Raw genomic sequence first — 21,552 nt, 5'->3', positions numbered from 1 at the left:
CGAAGAGTGCCGCGAGTCGGCCCGGAAGGGCTCCACTCGCGACACTCTACGCGCGTAACAAACGGCAGTGCCAGAGCCGCGCCTACAGGCGCTCCGGCCCGAACGCGTCGGGCAGGACCTCACTCATCGGCCGCACCCCGGAGGGCAGCTCGACCAGCAGGTCCGGACCGCCGTGCTCGTACAGCAGCTGGCGGCAGCGGCCGCACGGCATCAGCAGCTCGCCCGCCCCGTCCACACAGGTGAACGCGGTCAGCCGGCCGCCGCCGGTCGCGTGCAGCATGGAGACCAGGCCGCACTCGGCGCACAGCGCCAGACCGTACGAGGCGTTCTCCACGTTGCAGCCGGTGACCGTCCGGCCGTCGTCCACCAGGGCGGCGGCGCCGACCGGGAACTTGCTGTACGGCGCGTACGCGTGGCTCATCGCCTCGCGCGCCGCCGCCCGCAGCGCGTCCCAGTCGACCGACCCGGCCACCTCGGCCGCGGACGTCACTTGCCCTGGCCCTTGCGGTAGATCTGACCGTCCGCCTTCGGCGGCCGCAGCCGCTGTGAGGCCAGCGCGAGCACCACCAGGGTGATCACGTACGGCGTGGCGACGATCAGCGGGCGCTGCACCTCGTCGGTGGTGAAGTACCAGGCGAACAGGCCGCCGGAGACCACCAGCGAGATCAGGGCCGCGGTGTGCTTGCGGCGGTACAGGTGCCAGGCCGCCAGCAGCGCCATCGCGATGGCGACCACCAGGATCAGCGCGTGCACCGACTCGGGGTCGCGCAGCTGGAGGCTGTCGGTGAAGCCGAACAGGCCGGCGCCCATGGCGAGGCCGCCCGGCATCCAGTTGCCGAAGATCATCGCCGCGAGGCCGATGAAGCCTCGGCCGTTGGTCTGGCCGTCCTTGTAGAAGTGGGCCGCGACCAGCGAGAGGTACGCGCCGGCGAGGCCCGCGAAGGCGCCGGACATGATGACCGCGAGGTACTTGTACTTGTAGACGTTGACGCCCAGCGACTCGGCCGCGGTCGGGTTCTCGCCGCAGGAGCGCAGCCGCAGGCCGAACACGGTGCGCCAGAGGGCGAAGTAGCTCGCCACGATCAGCGCGCCGGCCAGCAGCACGACCACCGAGATGTTGGTGACCAGGCCGCCGAGCACACCGGCGACGTCCGAGACCACGAACCAGTGGTGCGCCTCGATGTCCTTCAGCCCCGAGGAGAGGCCGGGGATCGTGATGTACGGCAGCGGATCGGCCGGCGGGGACTGGTTCGCGCCGGCACCGGCGGAGATGTAGTCCTTGTAGTAGATCCGGTTGACGTAGGCGCAGATGCCGGGGATCAGCAGGTTGACGCCGACACCGGAGACGATGTGGTCGACGCCGAAGGTCACCGTGATGACGGCGTGCAGCAGACCGCCCAGCGCACCGCCGAGCATGCCCGCCACCAGGCCGAACCACGGGTTGACCAGGTAGCCGCCCCAGGCGCCGCAGAAGGTGCCGGCGACCATCATGCCTTCGAGGCCGATGTTGACGACGCCGGCCCGCTCGGACCAGAGACCGCCGAGACCGGCCATGCCGATCGGCACGGCGGCGCTGAGCGCGGCGGTGACCTGACCGGAGGAGGTCAGCGAGTGGTTGCCGGTGATGACGCCGACGACCGAGAAGAGGACCAGGGCGCCCGCGATCAGCAGCAGCACCACCGGCCAGGACATCTTGCGCTTCTTGGCGGGAGCACCCGGCGCCTTGGCGCGGGCAGCGGTGGCCGTGCTCATGCGGACACCTCCTTCTTCTCGGCGGCCGCGGCGGCCTGGGCGGCGAGCTCGGCGCCGACCTTCTGCTGCTGGCGCTTGAGGCCGTAGCGGCGCACCAGCTCGTAGGCGACGACGACACAGATGACGATGGTGCCCTGCATGACCGGGACGATCTCGAACGGGAAGCCGCCCTGGAGCGGCAGCTGGGCGCCGGTCGCGTCGAGGAAGGCGAACAGCACCGCCGCGAAGGCCATGCCGATCGGGCTGTTGCGGCCGAGCAGGGCGACCGAGATGCCCAGGAAGCCGAGGCCCGCCTGGAAGCTCTGGCCGTAGTTGTACGAGTTCTGCAGCAGCTCGGGCAGGCCGATCAGGCCGGCCAGCGCGCCGGAGACCACCATCGAGATGACGATCATGCGCTTGACGTTCACACCGGACGCGGTGGCCGCGGTCTCCGAGCGGCCGGTGGCGCGCAGGTCGAAGCCGAAGCGGGTGCGGGTCAGGGTGAACTGGAAGGCGACGCCGACCAGGATCGCGATGAAGAGGAAGCCGTAGAGCGGGCCGCCGTCGGTGTTGATCGCGAAGAAGTGGCTGGACTCCGAGACCGGGGCGGTCTGGATCGCGTTGCTGGCGCCCTTCTTCTCCGGCGCGAAGATGCCGGGGACGAGCAGCAGGCCGACGATGGCGACCGCGATGGCGTTCAGCATGATGGTCGAGATGACCTCGCTGACGCCGCGGAAGACCTTCAGCAGACCGGCGATGCTCGCGTACAGACCGCCGACCAGCATGGCGGTGATCAGCAGCAGCGGGATCTGGATGAACGACGGCAGGTCGAGCTGGCTGCCGATGTAGGCCGTGAACAGCGCGGCGACCTTGTACTGGCCCTCGACACCGATGTTGAAGAGGTTCATCCGGAAGCCGAAGGCGGCGGCCGCGGCGGCCAGGTAGTACGTGGTGGACCGGTTGAGGATGGCCACCTGGCCGTCCGACTTGGTCGCGTACGTGATCATCACGTTCCAGGCGTCGAACGGGTTCTTGCCCGAGGTCGCCAGGAGGACGGAACAGATCACGACGGACAGCAGCACGGCGAGCACCGGAGCTGCGAGGGCGAGGACGATCTTCTCGCCGTCGAACCGCTTCGCCCGCGCGGGCTTGGCGGCGGGGTTGGGACTGGTCATGTGGCTACTCCCCCGCCTGCTGGTCGTCGGCGGTGTCGGTGGGGGCGGTGTCGGTCGGGGCCGCGGACTGCGCCTCGGTCCCCTCGGCCGCCAGGGCCTGCGCCTCGGCGACCGCTTCCGGCTCGGACTCGATGTGGCCCTGGGCGGCACCGGTCATCGCGGTGCCGAGGTCCTCGGCGGTCACGGTGGCCGGGTCGGCGTCGGCGACCAGCCGGCCGCGGTAGATCACCCGGATGGTGTCGGAGAGGCCGATCAGCTCGTCCAGGTCGGCCGAGATCAGCAGCACGGCGAGGCCGGCCCGCTGGGCGACCCGGATGTGCTCCCAGATCTGCGCCTGGGCGCCGACGTCCACACCGCGGGTGGGGTGGGCGGCGATGAGCAGCTTGGGCTCGTGGCTCATCTCGCGGCCGATGATCAGCTTCTGCTGGTTGCCGCCGGAGAGGGAGGCCGCGGTGACCTCGATGCCGGGGGTGCGGACGTCGTACTCCTCGACGATCCGCTGGGTGTCCTTGCGGGCGGCGGCCGGGTCGAGCAGCACGCCCTTGGAGTTGGGCCGCTCGGTGACGTGGCCGAGGATCCGGTTCTCCCAGAGCGGGGCCTCCAGCAGCAGGCCGTGCCGGTGGCGGTCCTCGGGGATGTAGCCGATGCCGGCCTCGCGGCGGGCCCGGGTGAGGGTGCCGGAGAGGTCCTTGCCGTCCAGGGTGACGGTGCCGCCGTCCAGCGGCAGCATCCCCATCACGGCCTCGACCAGTTCGGCCTGGCCGTTGCCCTCGACGCCGGCGATGCCGAGGATCTCGCCCTTGTGGATGCGCAGCGAGATGTCGTCCAGGACGACGCGCTCGATGCCCTCGGCGTCGGTCTTGGCGATCCGCAGGCCCTCGACGCGCAGCATCTCGTCGGTGGTGACGGTGGACTCGCGGCTCTCCGGGGAGGGGAGCTCGGCACCGACCATCAGCTCGGCGAGCTGGCGGGCGGTGACGCTCTTCGGGTCCGCGTCGCCGACGGTGGTGCCGCGGCGGATGACGCTGATCGCGTCGGCCACCGAGAGCACCTCGTGCAGCTTGTGCGAGATGAAGATGACGGTGACGCCCTCGGACTTCAGCTCCCGCAGGTTGTCGAACAGGGCGTCGACCTCCTGCGGGACGAGCACCGCGGTGGGCTCGTCGAGGATCAGGATCTTGGCGCCGCGGTAGAGCACCTTGAGGATCTCGACCCGCTGGCGGTCGGCCACGCCGAGGTCCTCGACCAGGGCGTCCGGGCGCACGCCCAGGCCGTACTGGTCGGAGATCTCCTTGATCTTCGCCTTGGCCTTGCCGCCGATGCCGTACAGGTGCTCGCCGCCGAGGACGACGTTCTCCCACACGGTGAGGTTGTCGGCGAGCATGAAGTGCTGGTGCACCATGCCGATGCCGCGCGCGATGGCCTCGCCGGGGGTGTTGAACTCGCACTGCTCGCCGTTGATCGCGATGGTGCCCTCGTCCGGCTTCTGCATGCCGTAGAGGATCTTCATCAGCGTCGACTTGCCGGCGCCGTTCTCGCCCATGAGGGCGTGCACGGTGCCGGTGCGGACGGTGAGGTTGATGTCGTGGTTGGCCACGACGCCGGGGAAGCGCTTGGTGATGCCGCGCAGTTCGACGGCCGGTGTCGCCGTCCCCGCGCTGGGGTTGCCGCCCGTGGTCGGGGCGGGGTCGGATGCGGTGATGGCGATCTCCTGGTGGTCTGGAGGCGCGTCGTTGCGCTGGAGGGCCAAAAGCGAAAAGGGTGGGGGGACGGGACGGGGCCCGGGGGTACGCGTTGAGCGCACCCTTCCGGGCCCCTCCCTGATGTCGCGTCCATCATCGCGCTGCCGGGCAGGCGGCAGCGGCAACGACGTCCGGTCGAGCCGTGGACCTTAGATCTTGGACGGGTCGGTCGGAACGGTGATCGCGCCGTTCTTGATGCCGGCCGCGGCCTCGTCGAGCTTGGTCTTGATGTCGTCGATCTTGCCGCCGGTGGTGGCGAGCGAGACACCGTCGGCCTTGAGGTCGAAGTTCTTCACACCGGTGAAGACCTGGCCCTTCTTGGCGGACTCGATGTAGGCGAAAACGGCCTTGTCGACGTTCTTGACCATCGAGGTCAGGATGCTGTTCTTGTACTTCGCCAGGGCGGGCTGCGCGGCCTGGTCGGAGTCGACACCGATGGCCAGGGCGCCGGCGCCGGCGGCCGCCTCGATCGCACCGTTGCCGGAGGAGCCGGCGGCGGTGTAGATGACGTCGGCCTTCTTGTCGAGCTGGCCCTGCGCGGCTTCCTTGCCCTTGTCGGGGGCGGCGAAGCCGGAGAAGTCCGGCGGGGTGGTCAGGTAGGTGACCTCGACCGGGATGCTCGGGTCGACGGACTTGACGCCCGCGCGGTAACCGGCCTCGAACTTCTTGATCAGCTCGGTCTGCACACCGCCGATGAAGCCCACGTGCTTGGTCTTCGTCTTGAGGGCGGCGGCGACACCGGCGAGGTAGGAGCCCTCCTGCTCGGAGAACGTCAGCGAGGTGACGTTGCTCGGCTGGGTGTCGGACGCCGAGTCGATGATCGCGAACTTGGTGTTCGGGTTCTCCTTGGCGACCTTCTCGACGGCCGCCTGGTAGACGAAGCCGACCGCGATGACCGGGTTGTAACCGGCGGTCACCAGGTTCTTGAGACGGGTCTCCTTGTCGGCCTCGGCCTCGCCGGTCTTGGCGTCGGCCTCGGTGACGGCGACACCGAGCTGGGACTTGGCCTGGTCGAGACCGCGGGCGGCGGAGTCGTTGAAGGACTGGTCGCCACGGCCGCCGATGTCGTAGGCCATACCGACCTTCAGCGCACCGTCGGAGGCGCCGGAGGAGGCGGAAGTGTCATTGCTCTTTGCGCCGCAAGCGGCGAGCGAGGCGATGCCCAGGGAACCCGAGAGCACAACCGCAGCGAGCTTAGTAGAACGGCGCAAGGGAATATCTCCTTCTCACACGCACCCGTTTAGCGTGGTCGGACGCCACCGTAACGCGCGTAGAACACGGTTGTGTTACGGGCCGCCGGAGCATTCGGGTTGTTACCAAACCGTGGTCTCACGGTCCACCCGACACCCCTTTCCCCTTCACTGAGGGTGATTGGAACTGGCCCAGCCCAGTGTACGTAACCCGAAATAAAGGCAGTATTGCGACAAACCGGACACCCTGTGCGGGTGTCCGGTTCAGGTCGGTACGAGGGCGTGTGTCAGGGCGTCCCGGGCTCCAGTGCCAGCGCGGCGAACAGCTCCACCCCGACCGCGATCGCCCGCTCGTCCACGTCGAAGCGGCCCTGGTGCAGGTCGCGGACGGCGGTGTCGCCGGGGGTGCGCACGCCGAGGCGGGCCAGCGCGCCGGGAGCGTGCTCCAGGTACCAGGAGAAGTCCTCCCCACCGAGCGACTGCTCGGTGTCCTCCACCACGGTCGCCCCGGGTCCGCCGAAGCGCGCGGTCATCGCGGCGTCCAGCAGGCCCACCGAGCCCGCCTCGTTCACCACCGGCGGCACGCCCCGGTGGTAGTCCAGCGTCCACTTGGCGCGGTGGGTCTCGGCGAGCCGGGCGATCAGCTCGTGCAGCAGGTCCGGCGCCTCCCGCCAGCCGTCCAGCTCCAGGCAGCGGACGGTGCCCTCCAGTTCGGCGTGCTGCGGGATGACATTGGGCGCGGAACCGGCGGCGATCCGGCCCCAGACCAGCGAGACGCCCCAGCGCGGGTCCATCCGGCGGGCCAGCGCGGCCGGCAGCTCGGCGGCGGTCCTGGCGATCGCGGTGACCAGGTCGGTGGTCAGGTGCGGCCGCGCGGTGTGGCCGCCGGGGCCGTCCAGGTGCAGGACCAGGCGGTCGCAGGCCGAGGTGATCGCCCCGACCCGCAGGCCGATCCGGCCCACCTCCACCTTGGGGTCGCAGTGCACGGCGAAGATCCGGCCGACGCCCTCCATGCCGCCGGCCGCGATCACGTCCAGGGCGCCGCCGGGCATGACCTCCTCGGCGGGCTGGAACACCAGCCGCACCGGGCGGCGCAGTTCACCGGTCCGGGCCGCCTCGGCGAGCACCAGCGCGGTGCCCAGCAGCACCGAGGTGTGCACGTCGTGGCCGCAGGCGTGGGCCCGGCCGGGGACGCTCGACCGGTAGGGCACCTCGGTCTTGGCGTCGTCGATCGGCAGGGCGTCGATGTCGGCGCGGAAGGCGAGGAACTCCGCCCCGCGCGGGGCGGACTCGGGAACGATGTCGACGAGCATTCCGGTGCCGCCCGGGAGGATCCGGGGGGCGAGGCCGGCCGCGACCAGACGGTCGCGCAGCCGGCCGGTGGTACGGAACTCCTGGCGGCCCAGCTCCGGGTGCCGGTGCAGGTCCCGCCGGAAGGCGATCAGCTCGGGCTCCAGCTCGCGTACCCGGTCACGGAGACCGGCGGCGGGGCGTGCAGCGGTGAGGGTGACGGCCGACTGGGCGGACTCACGACGGTTCATCTCAACAAGGGTAGGCCCGTTGGGGGGATTTGGCCTGACTTCCCGAAAATCACTGCCCGGATGGGCGCATACCGGCCGCGCCGGTGGGTATGACATCTTGTTTCAGCCGCCTTCCCCATGGTGCCTGCCCAGTGCAACGACCATCGGCGACGGCGGTCACGCCACTCCCGGCCGGGCGGTTCGCGGACGCTCCGGCGGCGGTGCCCGGCTCCCGGCAGTTCGAATCCTGGCTCAAAGTGTTCGACCCGACCCTGCGGCCCCGCGAAGTGTTCGACCCGGCCCCGCGGCCCCGCGCCTGCGCCCCTCGTCGGCGGTCTTGAGATGATCGGCCGAACCGACCGGGCTATCCCAGGAGTGGCAATGACCCAGCAGAAGGTGGCCGTCGTCACCGGTGCGAGCAGTGGGATCGGCGCGGCGACCGCCCGCCGCCTCGCCGCCGAGGGCTTCGAGGTGGTGCTGACCGCCCGCCGGACCGACCGGATCGAGGCGCTGGCCAAGGAGATCGGTGGCCGCGCCCACACCCTGGACGTCACCGACCGGGCCGCCGTGGACGCCTTCGCGGCCGGGCTCGGCCGGGTGGACGTCCTGGTGAACAACGCCGGCGGCGCGATCGGCGCGGAGACCGTGGAGCACGGCGACCCGGCCGACTGGCTCGCCATGTACCAGGTCAACGTGCTCGGCGTGCTGCACATGACCCAGGCGCTGCTGCCGGCCCTGCGGGCGAGCGGCGACGGCACGGTCCTGGTGATGTCGTCCACCGCCGCGCTCGCCGCGTACGAGGGCGGCGGCGGCTACGTCGCGGCCAAGCACGCCGCGCACACCATCGCCGCGACGCTCCGGCTGGAGCTGTGCGGGGAGCCGATCCGGGTGATCGAGATCGCCCCGGGCATGGTGAAGTCCGAGGGCTTCGCGGTGACCCGCTTCCGCGGCGACGAGGAGAAGGCCGCCGCCGTGTACGCCGGCGTCGCCGAGCCGCTCGACTCCGAGGACATCGCCGACACCGTCGCCTGGGCCGTCACCCGGCCCCCGCACGTGAACATCGACCTGCTGGTGGTCCGCCCCCGCGCCCAGGCCGCCAACCACAAGGTCCACCGCGAGCTCTGACCCGGCGCCGGGCCGACCGGAGCGGCGTCGGGGGCGGTGGAGGCGGTGCGTCGTAGCAGATGAAGAAGGGGAGGGCGCTGACACGAAGGTGTCAACGTCACAACTTGATAGCTCGTTCGGATGAAATCCGCGTGCGCCCTCCCCAACTGATGACGGCTCAACTACCGTTGAGCCGCGGCCGGGCGGGCGTTGGACGCCGTTCCGCAGCCTCATACTTCACCTGCCGTCACCGCCACTTCACCGGCCCCTTCCCGCCCTCACGAGGAGGACCCGCTGGCCAGCGAGATTCCGTCACCGAGGCTCGACCCCCGGGACGAGCCGACCCTCCTCGGCTTGCACCGTTTCAACGAGGCCGACGCCGGAGCCGCGGAGGAGGCCCTGCTCGCCTGCTGCGGCAGCCACCGGTGGGCCCTCCGGCTCACCGCCCACCGGCCCTACCCCGACATAGAGTCCCTGCGCGCCGCCGCCAGCGAGGCCTCGTACGACCTGCGTCCGGCCGACCTGGCCGAGGCACTGGCGGACGAGAGCTGGATGCCGCAGCCGCTCCTCGGCATGCGCGCACCCGGCAGCCAGGCTGCGCACACCGCGCTCCGGGCCGCCCACGCCGCCTACGAGGCACGGTTCGGACATGTCTTCGTGGTCTGCCTGGAGGGCATCGACCCCGAGGAGATGCTCGACGCCGTGCTCAGCTCGATCCGCACCCGCCTCGCCAACGACCCCGACGAGGAGCGCCTGGTCGCCGCCGACGAGCTGCGCCGGATCGCCCTCACCCGGTTGGAGCACCTGGTCGCCACCCAGTCCGGGGCCGGGGCCCGCTGACCCCTCGCCCCGGGCGCCCTCGGCGCCCGGGGCCTTCAGCTCTTCCGGGCCTTCTGGGCCGCGCGCAGCTTGGCCACCTGGTGCCGGACGACGCGCTCGTCCGGTGCCGGGGCCGGCTCGGCGCCGACGCCCACCGTGCTGAACATCACCAGGGCCGGTCCGACCCGCGCCAGGACGGCACGCTGCGCGAGCACGACCGCACCGGATTCATTCGTCAGGGTGAAACCCGTCGCCGCGTCGGCTCCCTCGGGCGTGGGCGTGTCGTTCCGGCTCAGCCGGTGCCCGGTCCGGGTCGTCCCGCGGCTCCGGTCCGCCGGGGGCGGCGGCGCGGTCGAGCCGAACTCCGCACACGGAGCGAACAGTCCCTCCAGCTCCGCCTGCAGCTCGGCCGCCCGGTCGCCCCGGTAGCCGAGCAGCCCGCCGTACAGGCTCCCCGAGGGGTCGGCGGCCAGGGCCACGCTCAGATCGGTCTCCGCGTACGGCACCGCCGAAACCGGGGTCGGGGAGGCGGACGCCCGGGCCGCCTTCGCCGGGCCCGCCGCCGGCGCCACCGCGTCCAGCAGCGGCTGGCAGACCGGCTTGTCGGCGGTCTCCCGACCGCCGTCCGGGCCGGTCTCGCCGTGGCCGGGGGCGATCACGGTGACGGTGAAGCCGGGCCCCAGCTCGGCATCGGTGACCGCGGCGGCGCGCAGTTCGGCGGCGGACAGCTCCCGGGCCGGGGCGGCGGCGGCCCGGTCGGACGAGCCGCCCGCCGGGGCGGCGCAGCCGGCGGCGAGCAGCAGTGCCCCGGCCAGCAGCGGGACGGCCAGCGGTGGGACGGCCCGTTGCTGGGTCACCGGCAGCGGGCCGGACGGGCGGGCGGGACGGGCGGGATGCGGGGCGCGGTGCGGCACGGGGGCCTCGGCGGGGTGTCGGCGGCGAACGGGTGGGCCACCGTAGCGCGACCCGGAGCACTCGAGCGGTCACTCTGCGTCGCGATTCCCGCCCGGGTTCCCGCCCGACTAGGCCAGTCGTGCCTGATTGATCACACCTCGGACCCCCGGAGGCGGTTCCCGACAACGCGTCGATAGGATGCTCGCGGCCGGTGGACCGTACCCGGCCGGGCTGACCGACACCGAAGCCGGCCGAGCCCCCAATCGCTTCCGGAGGGTTTTTCCGTGCCGGCTGGAACGCTGTACCGCGGCCGGGAAGGCATGTGGAGCTGGGTGGCTCATCGAGTCACCGGCGTCCTCATCTTCTTCTTCCTGTTCGCCCATGTCCTGGACACCGCACTGGTGCGGGTGTCTCCCGAGGCGTACGACACCGTCATTCAGACGTACAAGACGCCGCTCGTGAACCTGATGGAGTACGGCCTGGTGGCCGCCATCCTGTTCCACGCCCTGAACGGACTGCGCGTCGTCGCCGTCGACTTCTGGTCCAAGGGCCCGAAGTACCAGAAGCAGATGCTCTGGACCGTGGTCGGAGTCTGGGTCGTCCTCATGGCCGGCGCCTTCTACCCGATCCTGCAGCACACGCTGACCTCCTGGTTCGGGAAGTGATCTGAGACATGTCCACGGAAATCTCCGACGCTCTGGTGGTCCCCTCCGCCCAGGCGCACACCGGCAAGGGTCTCGGCACCGGCAACCCGGCCGACGCGTTCGTGATCGAACCGGCCAGGCAGCGGTCGAAGAAGACCCCGCGCCGCACCCGTACCAACTTCGAGATGCTGGCGTGGCTCTTCATGCGCCTGTCCGGCATCGTCCTCGTGGTGCTGATCCTCGGCCACCTGCTGATCATGCTGGTGCTCGACGGCGGCGTCTCCAAGATCGGCTTCGCCTTCGTGGCCGGCCGCTGGGCCTCGCCGTTCTGGCAGGTCTGGGACCTCACCATGCTCTGGCTCGCCATGCTGCACGGCGCCAACGGCATGCGTCAGGTCATCAACGACTACGCCGAGAAGGACTCCACCCGGCTCTGGCTGAAGGGCCTCATGGGTACCGCCACGGTCTTCACCGTGCTGCTCGGCACCCTGGTGATCTTCACCTTCGATCCCAACATCTGAGCCGACAGCATCCACATCGGACATCGGCAGAGGCCAGAGGCGAGTTAACCCCCCATGCAGATTCACCAGTACGACACCGTCATCGTCGGCGCCGGCGGCGCCGGGATGCGCGCCGCCATCGAGTCGACGCAGCGCAGCCGCACCGCGGTCCTGACCAAGCTCTACCCGACCCGGTCCCACACCGGCGCGGCCCAGGGCGGCATGTGCGCCGCCCTGGCCAACGTCGAGGAGGACAACTGGGAGTGGCACACCTTCGACACGGTCAAGGGTGGTGACTACCTGGTCGACCAGGACGCCGCCGAGATCATGTGCAAGGAGGCCATCGACGCGGTCCTCGACCTGGAGAAGATGGGTCTGCCCTTCTCCCGCACCGAGCAGGGCCGGATCGACCAGCGCCGCTTCGGCGGCCACTCCCGCAACCACGGCGAGGCCCCGGTCCGCCGTTCCTGCTACGCGGCCGACCGCACCGGTCACATGATCCTGCAGACGCTGTTCCAGAACTGCGTCAAGCACGGCGTCGAGTTCTTCAACGAGTTCTACGTCCTGGACCTGCTGATCAACGAGGGCCGCACGGCCGGCGTCGTCGCCTACGAGCTGGCCACCGGCGAGATCCACGTCTTCCAGGCCAAGGCCGTCGTGTTCGCCTCCGGCGGCACCGGCAAGATGTTCAAGGTCTCCTCGAACGCCCACACCCTCACCGGTGACGGCCAGGCGGTGGCCTACCGCCGCGGCCTGCCGCTGGAGGACATGGAGTTCTTCCAGTTCCACCCGACGGGCATCTGGCGGATGGGCATCCTGCTCACCGAGGGCGCCCGCGGCGAGGGCGGCATCCTGCGCAACAAGGACGGCGAGCGCTTCATGGAGCGCTACGCCCCCGTCATGAAGGACCTCGCGTCCCGTGACGTCTGCTCCCGCGCGATCTACACCGAGATCCGCGAAGGCCGCGGCTGCGGTCCGGACGGCGACCACGTCTACCTGGACCTGACCCACCTGCCGCCGGAGCAGCTGGACGCCAAGCTCCCGGACATCACCGAGTTCGCCCGCACCTACCTCGGCATCGAGCCCTACACGGACCCGATCCCGATCCAGCCCACCGCGCACTACGCCATGGGCGGCATCCCGACCAACGTCGAGGGTGAGGTGCTGCGCAACAACACCGACGTCGTCCCGGGCCTGTACGCGGCCGGCGAGGTCGCCTGCGTGTCCGTGCACGGCGCCAACCGCCTGGGCACCAACTCGCTGCTGGACATCAACGTCTTCGGCCGTCGCGCGGGCCTCGCCGCCGCGGGCTTCGCCGACGCCAACGACTTCGTCCCGCTGCCGGAGAACCCGGAGCAGCTGGTCCAGAACCTGGTCGACTCGCTCCGCGAGTCCACCGGCACCGAGTCCGTGGCGCAGATCCGCAAGGAGCTGCAGGAGTCCATGGACGCCAACGCGATGGTGTACCGCACCGGCGCCACCCTGAAGCAGGCGGTCGAGGACATCGCCGCGCTGAAGGAGCGCTACAAGAACGTCTCGATCCAGGACAAGGGCTTCCGCTACAACACGGACCTGCTGGAGGCCATCGAGCTGGGCAACCTGCTCGACCTGGCCGAGGTCCTGGCGGTCTCGGCGCTCGCCCGCGAGGAGTCGCGCGGCGGTCACTACCGCGAGGACTTCCCGACCCGTGACGACGTGAAGTTCATGCAGCACACCATGGCGTACCAGGAGGTCGCCGCCGACGGCAGCACCTCCATCCGCCTCGACTACAAGCCGGTCGTCACGACCCGCTACCAGCCGATGGAGCGTAAGTACTGATGAGCACTCCGACCATGGAGAAGCACTCGGCCGCTCTGGACGCGGCCGAGGCCGGCGGTACCAAGCTGATCACCGTCACCGTCCGGATCCGCCGGTTCAACCCGGAGGAGCACCCGGACCCGGTGTGGGTCGACTACCAGCTGGAGATGGACCCGAAGGAGCGCGTCCTGGACGCGCTCAACAAGATCAAGTGGGAGCAGGACGGCACCCTCACCTACCGCCGTTCCTGTGCCCACGGCATCTGCGGCTCCGACGCCATGCGGATCAACGGCCGCAACCGGCTGGCGTGCAAGACCCTGCTCAAGGACGTCAACCCGGAGAAGCCGATCACGATCGAGGCCATCAAGGGCCTGACGGTCCTCAAGGACCTGATCGTGGACATGGACCCGTTCTTCCAGGCGTACAAGGACGTCATGCCGTTCCTCATCACCAAGGGGAACGAGCCGACCCGCGAGCGCCTGCAGTCCGCCGAGGACCGCGAGCGCTTCGACGACACCACCAAGTGCATCCTGTGCGCCGCGTGCACGTCGTCCTGCCCGGTGTTCTGGAACGACGGCCAGTACTTCGGCCCGGCCGCGATCGTCAACGCCCACCGCTTCATCTTCGACTCGCGCGACGAGGGCGCGGAGCAGCGGCTGGAGATCCTCAACGACCGTGAGGGCGTCTGGCGCTGCCGGACCACCTTCAACTGCTCCGAGGCCTGCCCCCGCGGCATCGAGGTCACCAAGGCGATCCAGGAAGTGAAGCGCGCCCTGGTCACCCGCCGCTTCTGATCCCGAGCCCCACGCCGAAGGCCCCCGTCCGCTCAGGACGGGGGCCTTCGCGTTGGGGCCTTCGCGTTGCCGGTCGGCGCCCCGCTCAGTCGGTGGCGGGTTCGCGGCGGGTGGCGCGGAGGCCGCGGAGGCCGAGGGTGCCGATGGCGAGGCCGAGGGCGAGGGAGGTGAGGGCGAGGAGGAGGTGGACCCAGAAGAAGGCGGTGGGCTGGGAGTGGTCGCCGCCGGTGAAGGCCTGGCCGCCGGAGTCCTTCCAGAGGTTCTTGACGAAGGTGGTCCAGATGAACAGGGACCAGACGCCGAAGGCGGTCAGGAACCAGGAGGTGCGGCGGCTGAGCTTCATGGGGCGGTCCTCGGTGGGGCGGGGAGGTGAAGGCGGTGTGCTTCCCCAGTATGCGCGGGCGTCCGTTCGGCGTACGGCGGCCCCCTCCTGCGGCGGACCGGAGCGGAGAGGCGGACGGCGGGGGTCCCGAGTGGGTACCGTCTGCTGGTGCCCACTAGCTCGAAGCTCGCACGCCTGATCGCCGCCCCCGCCGCGGCCCTTCCGCTCCTGTTCGCCGCCCCGGTGGCCGTCGCGGCCCCGCCCGGGTCGCCGCCGTCGGCCTCGGTCGGGGGCGACCGGCTGGGGCTCCCGGGGGTCCAGGTGGATCCGCTGGCGGGCGCCCCGGCGCTGCCGGGGGACCTCACCGGGCAGTCCTGGATAGTCGCCGACGCCGCGTCGGGCGAGGTGCTGGCGGCCAGCAACCCGCATCTGCGGCTCGCCCCGGCCTCCACGCTGAAGATCCTCTTCGCGGACACCGTGCTGCCCAAGTTCGACCGCAACGCGGTGCACCGGGTCGCGCCCGAGGAGATCCAGGGGATCGGCGCGGGGAGCAGCCTGGTCGGCATCAAGGAGGACCTGGACTACCGGGTCGAGGACCTCTGGCGCGGGGTGTTCCTGAGCTCCGGCAACGACGCGGTGCACGTCCTCGCGCACATGAACGGCGGCGTGCAGCAGACCGTGGCCGAGATGCAGGCGCGGGCGGAGGCGCTGCAGGCCCGGGACACCCGGGTGGTCTCGCCGGACGGCTACGACTCGGACGGCCAGGTGTCCTCGGCCTACGACCTGACGCTGTTCGCCCGGGCGGGGCTGCGCAACCCGGACTTCCGGAGCTACTGCGCGACCCGCGACGCGATGTTCCCGGGCGCGGTGGACCGGAACACCGGGCAGCGGGGCAGCTTCGGGATCGCCAACACCGACCGGCTGCTCGGCAAGTACCCGGGCCTGATCGGGGTGAAGAACGGTTTCACCACCAATGCCGGCTCCACCTTCGTCGGCGCCGCCGAACGCGACGGCCGCACCCTGCTGGTGACGGTGATGCACCCGACCACCTACCAGAAGGTGTACGACGAGACGGCCGCGCTGCTGGACTGGGGCTTCGCCGCGGCCGGCAAGGTGGCCCCGGTCGGGAAGCTGGTGGAGGAGGGCGAGAGCGCCGCGCCGACGCCGACCGGCCAGGCGGGCGGTGCCGCCGGGGTGCCCGCCCCGCCGCCGCACCCCTCGCCGACCGCCACCGGGCGGTCGGCCCCGGCGGGCGCCCGGGCGGCGGACTCCGCCGGGGACGGCCTCGGGCCGGTCGGCTGGGTCGTCCTCGGGGTGGTCCTGACGGCGGGCGGCGCGGGTGCCGTGCTGCTGCTGAACCGGCGGCGCGCGGCCGCCCGCTGAGCCCGGTCCGCCGGGGAGTCCCGGTCCGGTCTCAGCCCTCCCCGTCGTCCCGGGAGCGCCGGGGCCGGGGCCGGTCCTCCTCGGCGGACGTCTCCCCCGCGGCCGCCTCCTCGGGGCCGGCCGGCTCCCCCGGGCCGGGTGCCGCCTCCGCCTCGTCCGCGGCCGCGACCAGCGCGGCGGCGCGCTCGCGGGCCCGCTCCCGGGCCGCCGCCGGGTCGGCGGTCGCCGTCCAGGCCACGCAGTACATCAGCAGCCGGCAGACGAAGTTGATCCACAGCAGCAGCGCCACCGGCACGCCGAAGGCGCCGTAGAGGCTCTTCCCGGCGACCGAGCCGAGGTACGAGGACAGCAGGATCTTGAGCAGCTCGAAGCCGACCGCGCCGATCAGCGCCGCCTTCAGGACGTCCCGCCGGTGCTGGTGCGTGATCCTCGGGAACGGCGCCAGCAGGTAGGCGAAGAGCAGCATGTCGCAGCCGACGGCGATCAGCAGCCCGGCCGCGGTGAGCAGGTAGCCGCCCGAGCCCAGGCCGATCCAGTCGGCGATCCGGCCGGCCAGCGTCGTCCCGGCGGCCGAGGCGCCGAGCGAGACCAGCGAGACCAGGCCGAGGCCGCCGAGGACCAGGAAGTCCCAGCCCTTGCGCAGCAGCGGGTTGCCCTCCTCGTCGGGCAGCTGCCAGATGTCCCGGATCGAGGTCCGCATGGTGTCCACCCAGCCGAGGCCGGAGAGCACCAGCAGGACGCCGCTGACGAGCCCGACCGCCCCCGCGTTGGCCACCAGCGAGGGCAGGTTGAGGGCGTCGGAGATGCCCGGCAGCTGGTCGGAGATCCGCTTCTGGATGTCGTCGACCCGGCTGTCGCTGAGGGTCGCGACGGCGATCGCCAGCGCGACCGTCAGCAGCGGGAAGAGCGCGAGGAAGCCGAAGAAGGTGACCGCGCCGGCCAGTCGGTTGCCCCGCAGCGCGGTGAAGTGCTCGTAGGCGCGGTAGGGGCGGCTGCGCAGCACCCGCGTCACGATCGGGCCGATCACCGGGAGGCGGGTCAGAAAGTCCACCGTCCGGTTATACCGGCCCGTCCCCCGAACGGCCGTCAGGCCCGCCGTCAGACCCGCGGCCAGACCGACGGTCAGACCGGCCGTCAGGCCCGCCGTCAGCGTCGGACCATCCGGCGGGCCCGGGCCAGCGCGCGGACCGCCTGGTAGGCGGTGTACCGGCCGTGGCCGAGCAGTTCGGTGCGCAGTGCGGACACCCCGATCGGCGCCCGGTAGCCGGCCGGGCGCAGCCGGGCGCAGTGCTCGGCGGCCCGCCGGAAGAACTCCCGGCGGTCGCCGGGCGGGACCCGGCCGGGCCGGGAGACCACGGTGTTGAGGTGGTGCAGCATCCGGCCGTAGACCACCGGGCGCCAGCGGTCGAGCTCGGGGCGGTCGTCGAGGAAGGCGAAGACCAGGTCGTACTGGCCGAAGACGTCGAAGTGCTTGCGGCTGGCGGTGGCCAGGATGTTGCCGCCCTCCTGGCGCTGCCGGTAGTGGACGCCGACCCGGTCGAGCAGGGTGATGCCGCGAGCGGCGAGCAGCGCCGGGTACGTCCAGGGGGTGTCCTCGTAGTACCCGGCCGGGAAGGTCAGGCCCTGGGCGGTGACGAAGTCGCGGCGGTAGGCCTTGTTCCACACCACCTGGAGCAGTTCGAGCAGTTCGGGGCGCTCGGCGAGGTCGAAGACCTCCCGGGAGGGGGCGCCGAAGACCTTGGCGGAGGCGGCCCGGACGGTCCGGCCGTCCGCGTAGGTGCGGGCGTAGTCGTAGACCAGGACGTCCGGGTCGCCGACGGAGCGCAGCCGGTCGTCGACGGCCGTCAGCAGACCGGGGGTCAGGGTGTCGTCGCTGTCGAGGAAGAGCACGTAGTCGCCGGTGGCGACGGCGAGGCCGGCGTTGCGGGCCCGGCCGAGACCGACGTTCTCCGGCAGGTGGAGCACCCGCACCCGGGGGTCCTCGGCGGCGGCCGCGTCGAGCAGCGCGCCGCAGCCGTCCGGGGAGCGGTCGTCCACCGCGATCAGCTCGATGTCCGGACCGTCCTGGCCGAGCACCGAGGCGAGGCACTCGGCGAGGTACTCCTCGACCCGGTAGACCGGGACGATCACACTGAAGCGGGGCATGGCCCCAGGGTAGTGGGCCTGCGCAGGGCCCCCCGGAGGGCCCCCGGCGGGGCCATGTGCCGGGGGTAGGATCGACGCGCACGTACGCACCGAATCAAAGTGCGGTCAGACCCCGAGGGGGCTGCCACGCTCCTTCCCGAGAAAGGCCTGCGTAGCCGATGGCTCCCCGCCTCTCCATCGTCGTCCCGATCTACAACGTCGAGCGCTACCTCGTGGAATGCCTCGACTCGATCGCCGCCCAGACCTTCACGGACTTCGAGTGCGTCATGGTCGACGACGGTTCGAAGGACGACAGCGCCGCCCTCGCCGAGGCGTACGCCGCCAAGGACTCCCGGTTCCGGCTGGTCCGGCAGGTCAACAAGGGCCTCGGCGCGGCCCGCAACACGGGTATCCGGCACATCGACCCGGACGCCGAGTTCCTGTGCTTCGTCGACAGCGACGACTCGATGCCGCCCAGTGCGTACGAGCTGATGATCAACACGCTGGACGAGACCGGTTCGGACTTCGCCACCGGCAACGTGCTGCGCTTCCGCGCGATCGGCTACTACCAGTCCGGCGGCCACAGCCGCCCGTTCGCCAAGACCGTGCTCAAGACGCACATCACCGAGATCCCCTCGCTGGTCACCGACCGCACCGCGTGGAACAAGGTGTACCGCCGCTCCTTCTTCGACGCGGCCGGGATCATCTACCCCGAGGGCATCCTGTACGAGGACGCCCCGGTCAGCGTGCCGCACCACTACCTCGCCAAGAGCGTGGACGTGCTCTCCGAGCCGATCTACCACTGGCGCGAGCGCGAGGTCGGCGAGATGTCGATCACCCAGATGCGCACCAACCCCAAGGGCCTGGTCGACCGGGTCGCCTCGGTCGAGCTGGTCCGCGCCTGGCTGAGGAAGCAGACCGAGCCGCGCTTCGCCGAGTACCTGAAGACCTACGACGAGAACACCCTCGTCGAAGAGATCCCGATGTTCTTCTGGTCCGTCGTGGACGGCGACAAGGAGTACCGGGACGCGTACATCACCAGCGTCAGCCGGCTGCTGCGGGCGATCGGCCCCGAGCAGGTCAAGAAGCTGCGCGCGCCGCTGCGACTCAAGTACCACCTGACCCTGCAGGGCCGGATCGACGAGTTCGTCGAGCAGATCAAGTACGAGGGCGAGAGCAACGGCGGTGTCGTCGCCAAGGGCCTGCTGCGCCCGTACGCCGACTACCCGTTCCTGCGCGGCGGGCGCAAGAGCGTGCCGGCCGGCCTGCTCAGCCTGCGCAACTCCACCGTCATCCGCAGCCGGCTCTACGACGCGCGCTGGGAGGCCGGCCGGCTGCGGCTGACCGGGCACGCGTACCCGGAGCAGCTGGGCGCGGCCAACAAGCACGACATGGTGCGCACCCTGGTGCTGCGCGAGGCCAAGGGCCGCCGGGTCATCGCCGTGCCGATGAAGACCCAGTACAGCCCCGAGGCCACCGCCACCAACCACCACGACCTCTACAACTGCGACTGGGCCGGCTTCACCGTCGCGCTCGACCCGGAGAAGCTCAAGCACCGCGGCCAGTGGAAGGACGGCAACTGGCGCGTCCTGGTCGCCGGCGCGGGCAAGGGCGGCGTCTACAAGGGCCGGGTCTGGGCCGGCTGGGCGGACACCGCGCTCTACCAGCCCTCGCACTGGGTCGAGCCGGACGTGCGGGTCGTCCCGTTCGTCCGCGACGGCAGCGTCTACCTGCGGGTGGAGAACGCCAAGGTCCGGGTGACCGGGCTGGCCGCGAACGGCGACACGGTCGAGGTGTCCGGCGCCGCCCGCTCCGGCGTCCGGCTGGCCGGGGCCCGGCTGCGGATGACCCACGTGGAGTCCGAGCGCGAGCTGACCTTCCCGGTGTCCACCGGCTCCTCGGTCGGCAGCCTCCAGCAGTTCCACGCCGCCGTGCCGATCGCCGAGCTGACCGAGGTCCGGGAGTCCTGGGCCGAGCTGGACCCGATCGCCGTGGAGCGCGCCCGCGACCGCTGGGACACCACCCTGGAGCTGGCCGACGGCACCACCGCGCCGCTCGTCTGGGACGACCGGAACGCGCCGGAGCAGCTCAACCTGGTGCTGAACCCCGACGCCGCGCCCGAGGAGCGGCGCGCCCTCTACTCCAAGCCCTCCCCCGGCGGCTACCTGCAGTTCCTGGACCAGCTGCTGCAGCCGGTCGTGCACGAGGTGACCTCGCGCGGCGCGGACGGCTTCCTGCTCAGCGGCACCTTCCCGCTGCCCGGCACCCACCGCTGGGAGCTGGTCGTGCGCCACCACTGGGGCGAGGAGCAGCACATCTACCCGGTGGAGATCGCGGACGGCCGGTTCCGGACCGCGCTGCCGGCCGTGCCGACCGCGTCCTTCGCGGGCAACGTGCCGCTGGCCCAGGGCGGCTGGAACGTCTCGTTCCGCCCGGTCGGCGCCGTCTTCCACCCGGACATGGCCTCGTACGCGCTGATCGCGCCCGAGTGCTGGAACAGCCTGCCGCTGGAGGTGGAGGCCCGCGGCAAGCGGATCGTGCTGGAGCGGCGCCACCACGACGGCCTGCAGCTGGAGTCCGAGAACATACTGCTTCCGGAGGAGCGCAGCGGCTGGCGCCAGCGCAAGCTGCGGACGACCGACTACCCGGCCGCCCGCCGGCTGCCGCTGCGCGACACGGTGCTCTACAACGTCGCGCTCGGCGGCCTCTACTCGGACTCGCCGCGGGCGATCCACGAGGAGCTGGTGCGCCGCGAGCTGCCGCTGCAGCACCTGTGGGGCACCGACGACCTGCAGGCGGACCTGCCGCAGACGGCGGGCTCGGTCCGGCTCTGGAGCCCGGAGTGGTTCGAGACCCTGGCCACCGCGAAGTACATCGTCACCAGCGCGCACCTGCCGGACTTCTTCGTCCGCCGGCCCGGCCAGATCGTGCTGCAGACCTGGCACGGCTCGCCGCTGAAGCAGATCGGCCACGACTTCGAGAAGGTCTGGTTCACCGACGCGCACTACCTGAAGGGCCTCGCCAAGGAGGTTCCGAACTGGAGCCTGCTGCTGGCCGGCAGCACCTGGGCCGCCCCGGTGCTGCGCCGCGCCTTCGACTTCAAGGGCGAGATCCTGGAGAGCGGCCTGCCGCGCAACGACGTGTTCTTCGCCGCCGACAAGGAGAAGACCGCCGAGCGGGTGCGCGAGCGGCTCGGCCTGCCCGAGGGCAAGAAGGTCGTGCTGTACGCGCCGACCTGGCGCGAGGACCGGCGCCGCCACTACGGCGGCTACCAGCTGCACCTCCAGCTGGACCTGGAGGCGGCGCAGGCCGCGCTGGGCGACGACCAGGTGCTGCTGGTCCGCCGGCACGCCAACGTCCGCGAGCAGATCCCGGCCGCCGGCAACGGCTACGTCTGGGACGTCAGCAGCTACCCGGACATGGGCGAACTGCTGCTGGCCGCCGATGTGCTGGTCACCGACTACACGGCGGCGACCTTCGACTTCGCCGTGACCGGCAAGCCGATCCTGTTCTTCACCTACGACCTGGCGCACTACCGCGACAACCTGCGCGGTTTCTCGCTGGACTTCGAGGCGGACGCGCCCGGCCCGCTGCTGGCCACGTCCGAGGAGCTGGTGGCCGCGCTCGGCCGGGTGGACGAGATCACCGCCGAGTACGCCGATAAGTACGCGGCGTTCCGCGACAAGTACTGCGACCTGGACGACGGCCACGCCGCCGCCCGGGCGGTGGACGCCATGCTGAGCCGCGAGGCCTGACCGGGAATTCCCGCCCGGTGGAGGGCGCCCGACGCACATTCCGCGTCGGGCGCCTTTC

Annotated in this window: 18 protein-coding genes; 8 read left to right on the top strand and 10 right to left on the bottom strand. The window is 71.3% G+C overall.

Translation table 11 applies throughout. The features are described from left to right. Positions 1-82: 82 nt before the first annotated feature. From IF01_RS0112320 to IF01_RS0112295, 6 genes are all read right to left on the bottom strand, one after another. Entirely contained in the window at positions 83-490 is a 408-nt protein-coding gene (locus tag IF01_RS0112320) for a cytidine deaminase (protein WP_030393392.1), read from the bottom strand. Continuing rightward, positions 487-1,752, bottom strand: a complete 1,266-nt coding sequence (locus tag IF01_RS49255) for an ABC transporter permease (protein WP_030393391.1) — start codon at positions 1,750-1,752, stop codon at positions 487-489. Before IF01_RS49255 ends, IF01_RS0112320 begins: the two co-directional genes overlap by 4 nt. After that, the gene (locus IF01_RS0112310) at positions 1,749-2,906 is read right to left on the bottom strand and encodes an ABC transporter permease (RefSeq protein WP_051741008.1); all 1,158 of its coding nucleotides are present in this window, start codon (positions 2,904-2,906) and stop codon (positions 1,749-1,751) included. Before IF01_RS0112310 ends, IF01_RS49255 begins: the two co-directional genes overlap by 4 nt. Before the next feature lie 4 nt (positions 2,907-2,910). Then, positions 2,911-4,449 carry an ABC transporter ATP-binding protein gene (locus tag IF01_RS0112305; RefSeq protein WP_051741296.1) on the bottom strand — a complete coding sequence of 513 codons (1,539 nt, stop codon included), beginning with the start codon at positions 4,447-4,449 and terminating at the stop codon, positions 2,911-2,913. A 348-nt stretch (positions 4,450-4,797) separates the two neighbouring features. Further along, positions 4,798-5,859: a BMP family lipoprotein gene (locus IF01_RS0112300; protein WP_030393388.1), complete on the bottom strand. Its 1,062-nt coding sequence runs from the start codon at positions 5,857-5,859 to the stop codon at positions 4,798-4,800. Between the two features lie 266 nt (positions 5,860-6,125). Next, positions 6,126-7,379, bottom strand: a complete 1,254-nt coding sequence (locus tag IF01_RS0112295) for an amidohydrolase (RefSeq protein ID WP_030393387.1) — start codon at positions 7,377-7,379, stop codon at positions 6,126-6,128. 360 nt (positions 7,380-7,739) lie between these two features. Here IF01_RS0112295 and IF01_RS0112290 point away from each other — a divergent pair, with 360 nt between their 5' ends. Next, the gene (locus IF01_RS0112290) at positions 7,740-8,483 is read left to right on the top strand and encodes an SDR family oxidoreductase (RefSeq protein WP_030393386.1); all 744 of its coding nucleotides are present in this window, start codon (positions 7,740-7,742) and stop codon (positions 8,481-8,483) included. Between the two features lie 333 nt (positions 8,484-8,816). Continuing rightward, a complete protein-coding gene (locus IF01_RS0112285) occupies positions 8,817-9,302 on the top strand; it encodes a 2-oxo-4-hydroxy-4-carboxy-5-ureidoimidazoline decarboxylase (protein WP_030393385.1) in 486 nt (161 codons plus the stop codon). Positions 9,303-9,337: 35 nt separating this feature from the next. Here IF01_RS0112285 and IF01_RS50960 read toward each other — a convergent pair whose 3' ends face one another. Next, a complete protein-coding gene (locus IF01_RS50960; protein WP_157855204.1) occupies positions 9,338-10,138 on the bottom strand; it encodes a hypothetical protein in 801 nt (266 codons plus the stop codon). A 321-nt stretch (positions 10,139-10,459) separates the two neighbouring features. Between IF01_RS50960 and sdhC the strand changes: the two genes are divergently transcribed. Genes sdhC through IF01_RS0112260 form a run of 4 tightly spaced genes read left to right on the top strand, consistent with a single transcriptional unit; the run spans position 10,460 to position 13,910 of the window. Further along, entirely contained in the window at positions 10,460-10,840 is a 381-nt protein-coding gene (gene sdhC / locus IF01_RS0112275) for a succinate dehydrogenase, cytochrome b556 subunit (protein WP_037779669.1), read from the top strand. 8 nt (positions 10,841-10,848) lie between these two features. Beyond that, positions 10,849-11,340, top strand: coding sequence for a succinate dehydrogenase hydrophobic membrane anchor subunit (locus IF01_RS0112270; protein WP_030393383.1), 492 nt, complete (start codon positions 10,849-10,851; stop codon positions 11,338-11,340). A gap of 54 nt (positions 11,341-11,394) precedes the next feature. Beyond that, the gene (sdhA, locus tag IF01_RS0112265) at positions 11,395-13,137 is read left to right on the top strand and encodes a succinate dehydrogenase flavoprotein subunit (protein ID WP_030393382.1); all 1,743 of its coding nucleotides are present in this window, start codon (positions 11,395-11,397) and stop codon (positions 13,135-13,137) included. Then, the gene (locus tag IF01_RS0112260; protein WP_030300553.1) at positions 13,137-13,910 is read left to right on the top strand and encodes a succinate dehydrogenase iron-sulfur subunit; all 774 of its coding nucleotides are present in this window, start codon (positions 13,137-13,139) and stop codon (positions 13,908-13,910) included. The genes sdhA and IF01_RS0112260 overlap by 1 nt, the downstream gene beginning before the upstream one ends. 85 nt (positions 13,911-13,995) lie before the next feature. Here IF01_RS0112260 and IF01_RS0112255 read toward each other — a convergent pair whose 3' ends face one another. After that, positions 13,996-14,253: an SCO4848 family membrane protein gene (locus IF01_RS0112255; RefSeq protein ID WP_030393381.1), complete on the bottom strand. Its 258-nt coding sequence runs from the start codon at positions 14,251-14,253 to the stop codon at positions 13,996-13,998. A 147-nt stretch (positions 14,254-14,400) separates the two neighbouring features. On the opposite strand from IF01_RS0112255, the gene IF01_RS0112250 reads away from it, so the two are divergent. Beyond that, positions 14,401-15,615 carry a D-alanyl-D-alanine carboxypeptidase family protein gene (locus IF01_RS0112250; RefSeq protein ID WP_037779667.1) on the top strand — a complete coding sequence of 405 codons (1,215 nt, stop codon included), beginning with the start codon at positions 14,401-14,403 and terminating at the stop codon, positions 15,613-15,615. Between the two features lie 31 nt (positions 15,616-15,646). On the opposite strand, the gene IF01_RS0112245 is transcribed toward IF01_RS0112250, so the two are convergent. Continuing rightward, the gene (locus IF01_RS0112245; RefSeq protein WP_063764196.1) at positions 15,647-16,666 is read right to left on the bottom strand and encodes a YihY/virulence factor BrkB family protein; all 1,020 of its coding nucleotides are present in this window, start codon (positions 16,664-16,666) and stop codon (positions 15,647-15,649) included. 95 nt (positions 16,667-16,761) lie between these two features. Beyond that, a complete protein-coding gene (locus IF01_RS0112240) occupies positions 16,762-17,760 on the bottom strand; it encodes a glycosyltransferase family 2 protein (RefSeq protein ID WP_030393378.1) in 999 nt (332 codons plus the stop codon). A gap of 158 nt (positions 17,761-17,918) precedes the next feature. Between IF01_RS0112240 and IF01_RS0112235 the strand changes: the two genes are divergently transcribed. Further along, positions 17,919-21,494 (top strand): bifunctional glycosyltransferase/CDP-glycerol:glycerophosphate glycerophosphotransferase, encoded by a 3,576-nt coding sequence (locus tag IF01_RS0112235; protein WP_030393377.1) that lies wholly within the window; start codon positions 17,919-17,921, stop codon positions 21,492-21,494. Positions 21,495-21,552 lie beyond the last annotated feature (58 nt).

It is taken from the genome of Kitasatospora purpeofusca, from assembly GCF_000718025.1.
Classification (GTDB): Bacteria; Actinomycetota; Actinomycetes; order Streptomycetales; family Streptomycetaceae; genus Kitasatospora; species Kitasatospora purpeofusca.
The sequence above is the reverse complement of the archived record's forward strand: the minus strand, read 5'-3'. Positions and strand labels throughout refer to the sequence as shown.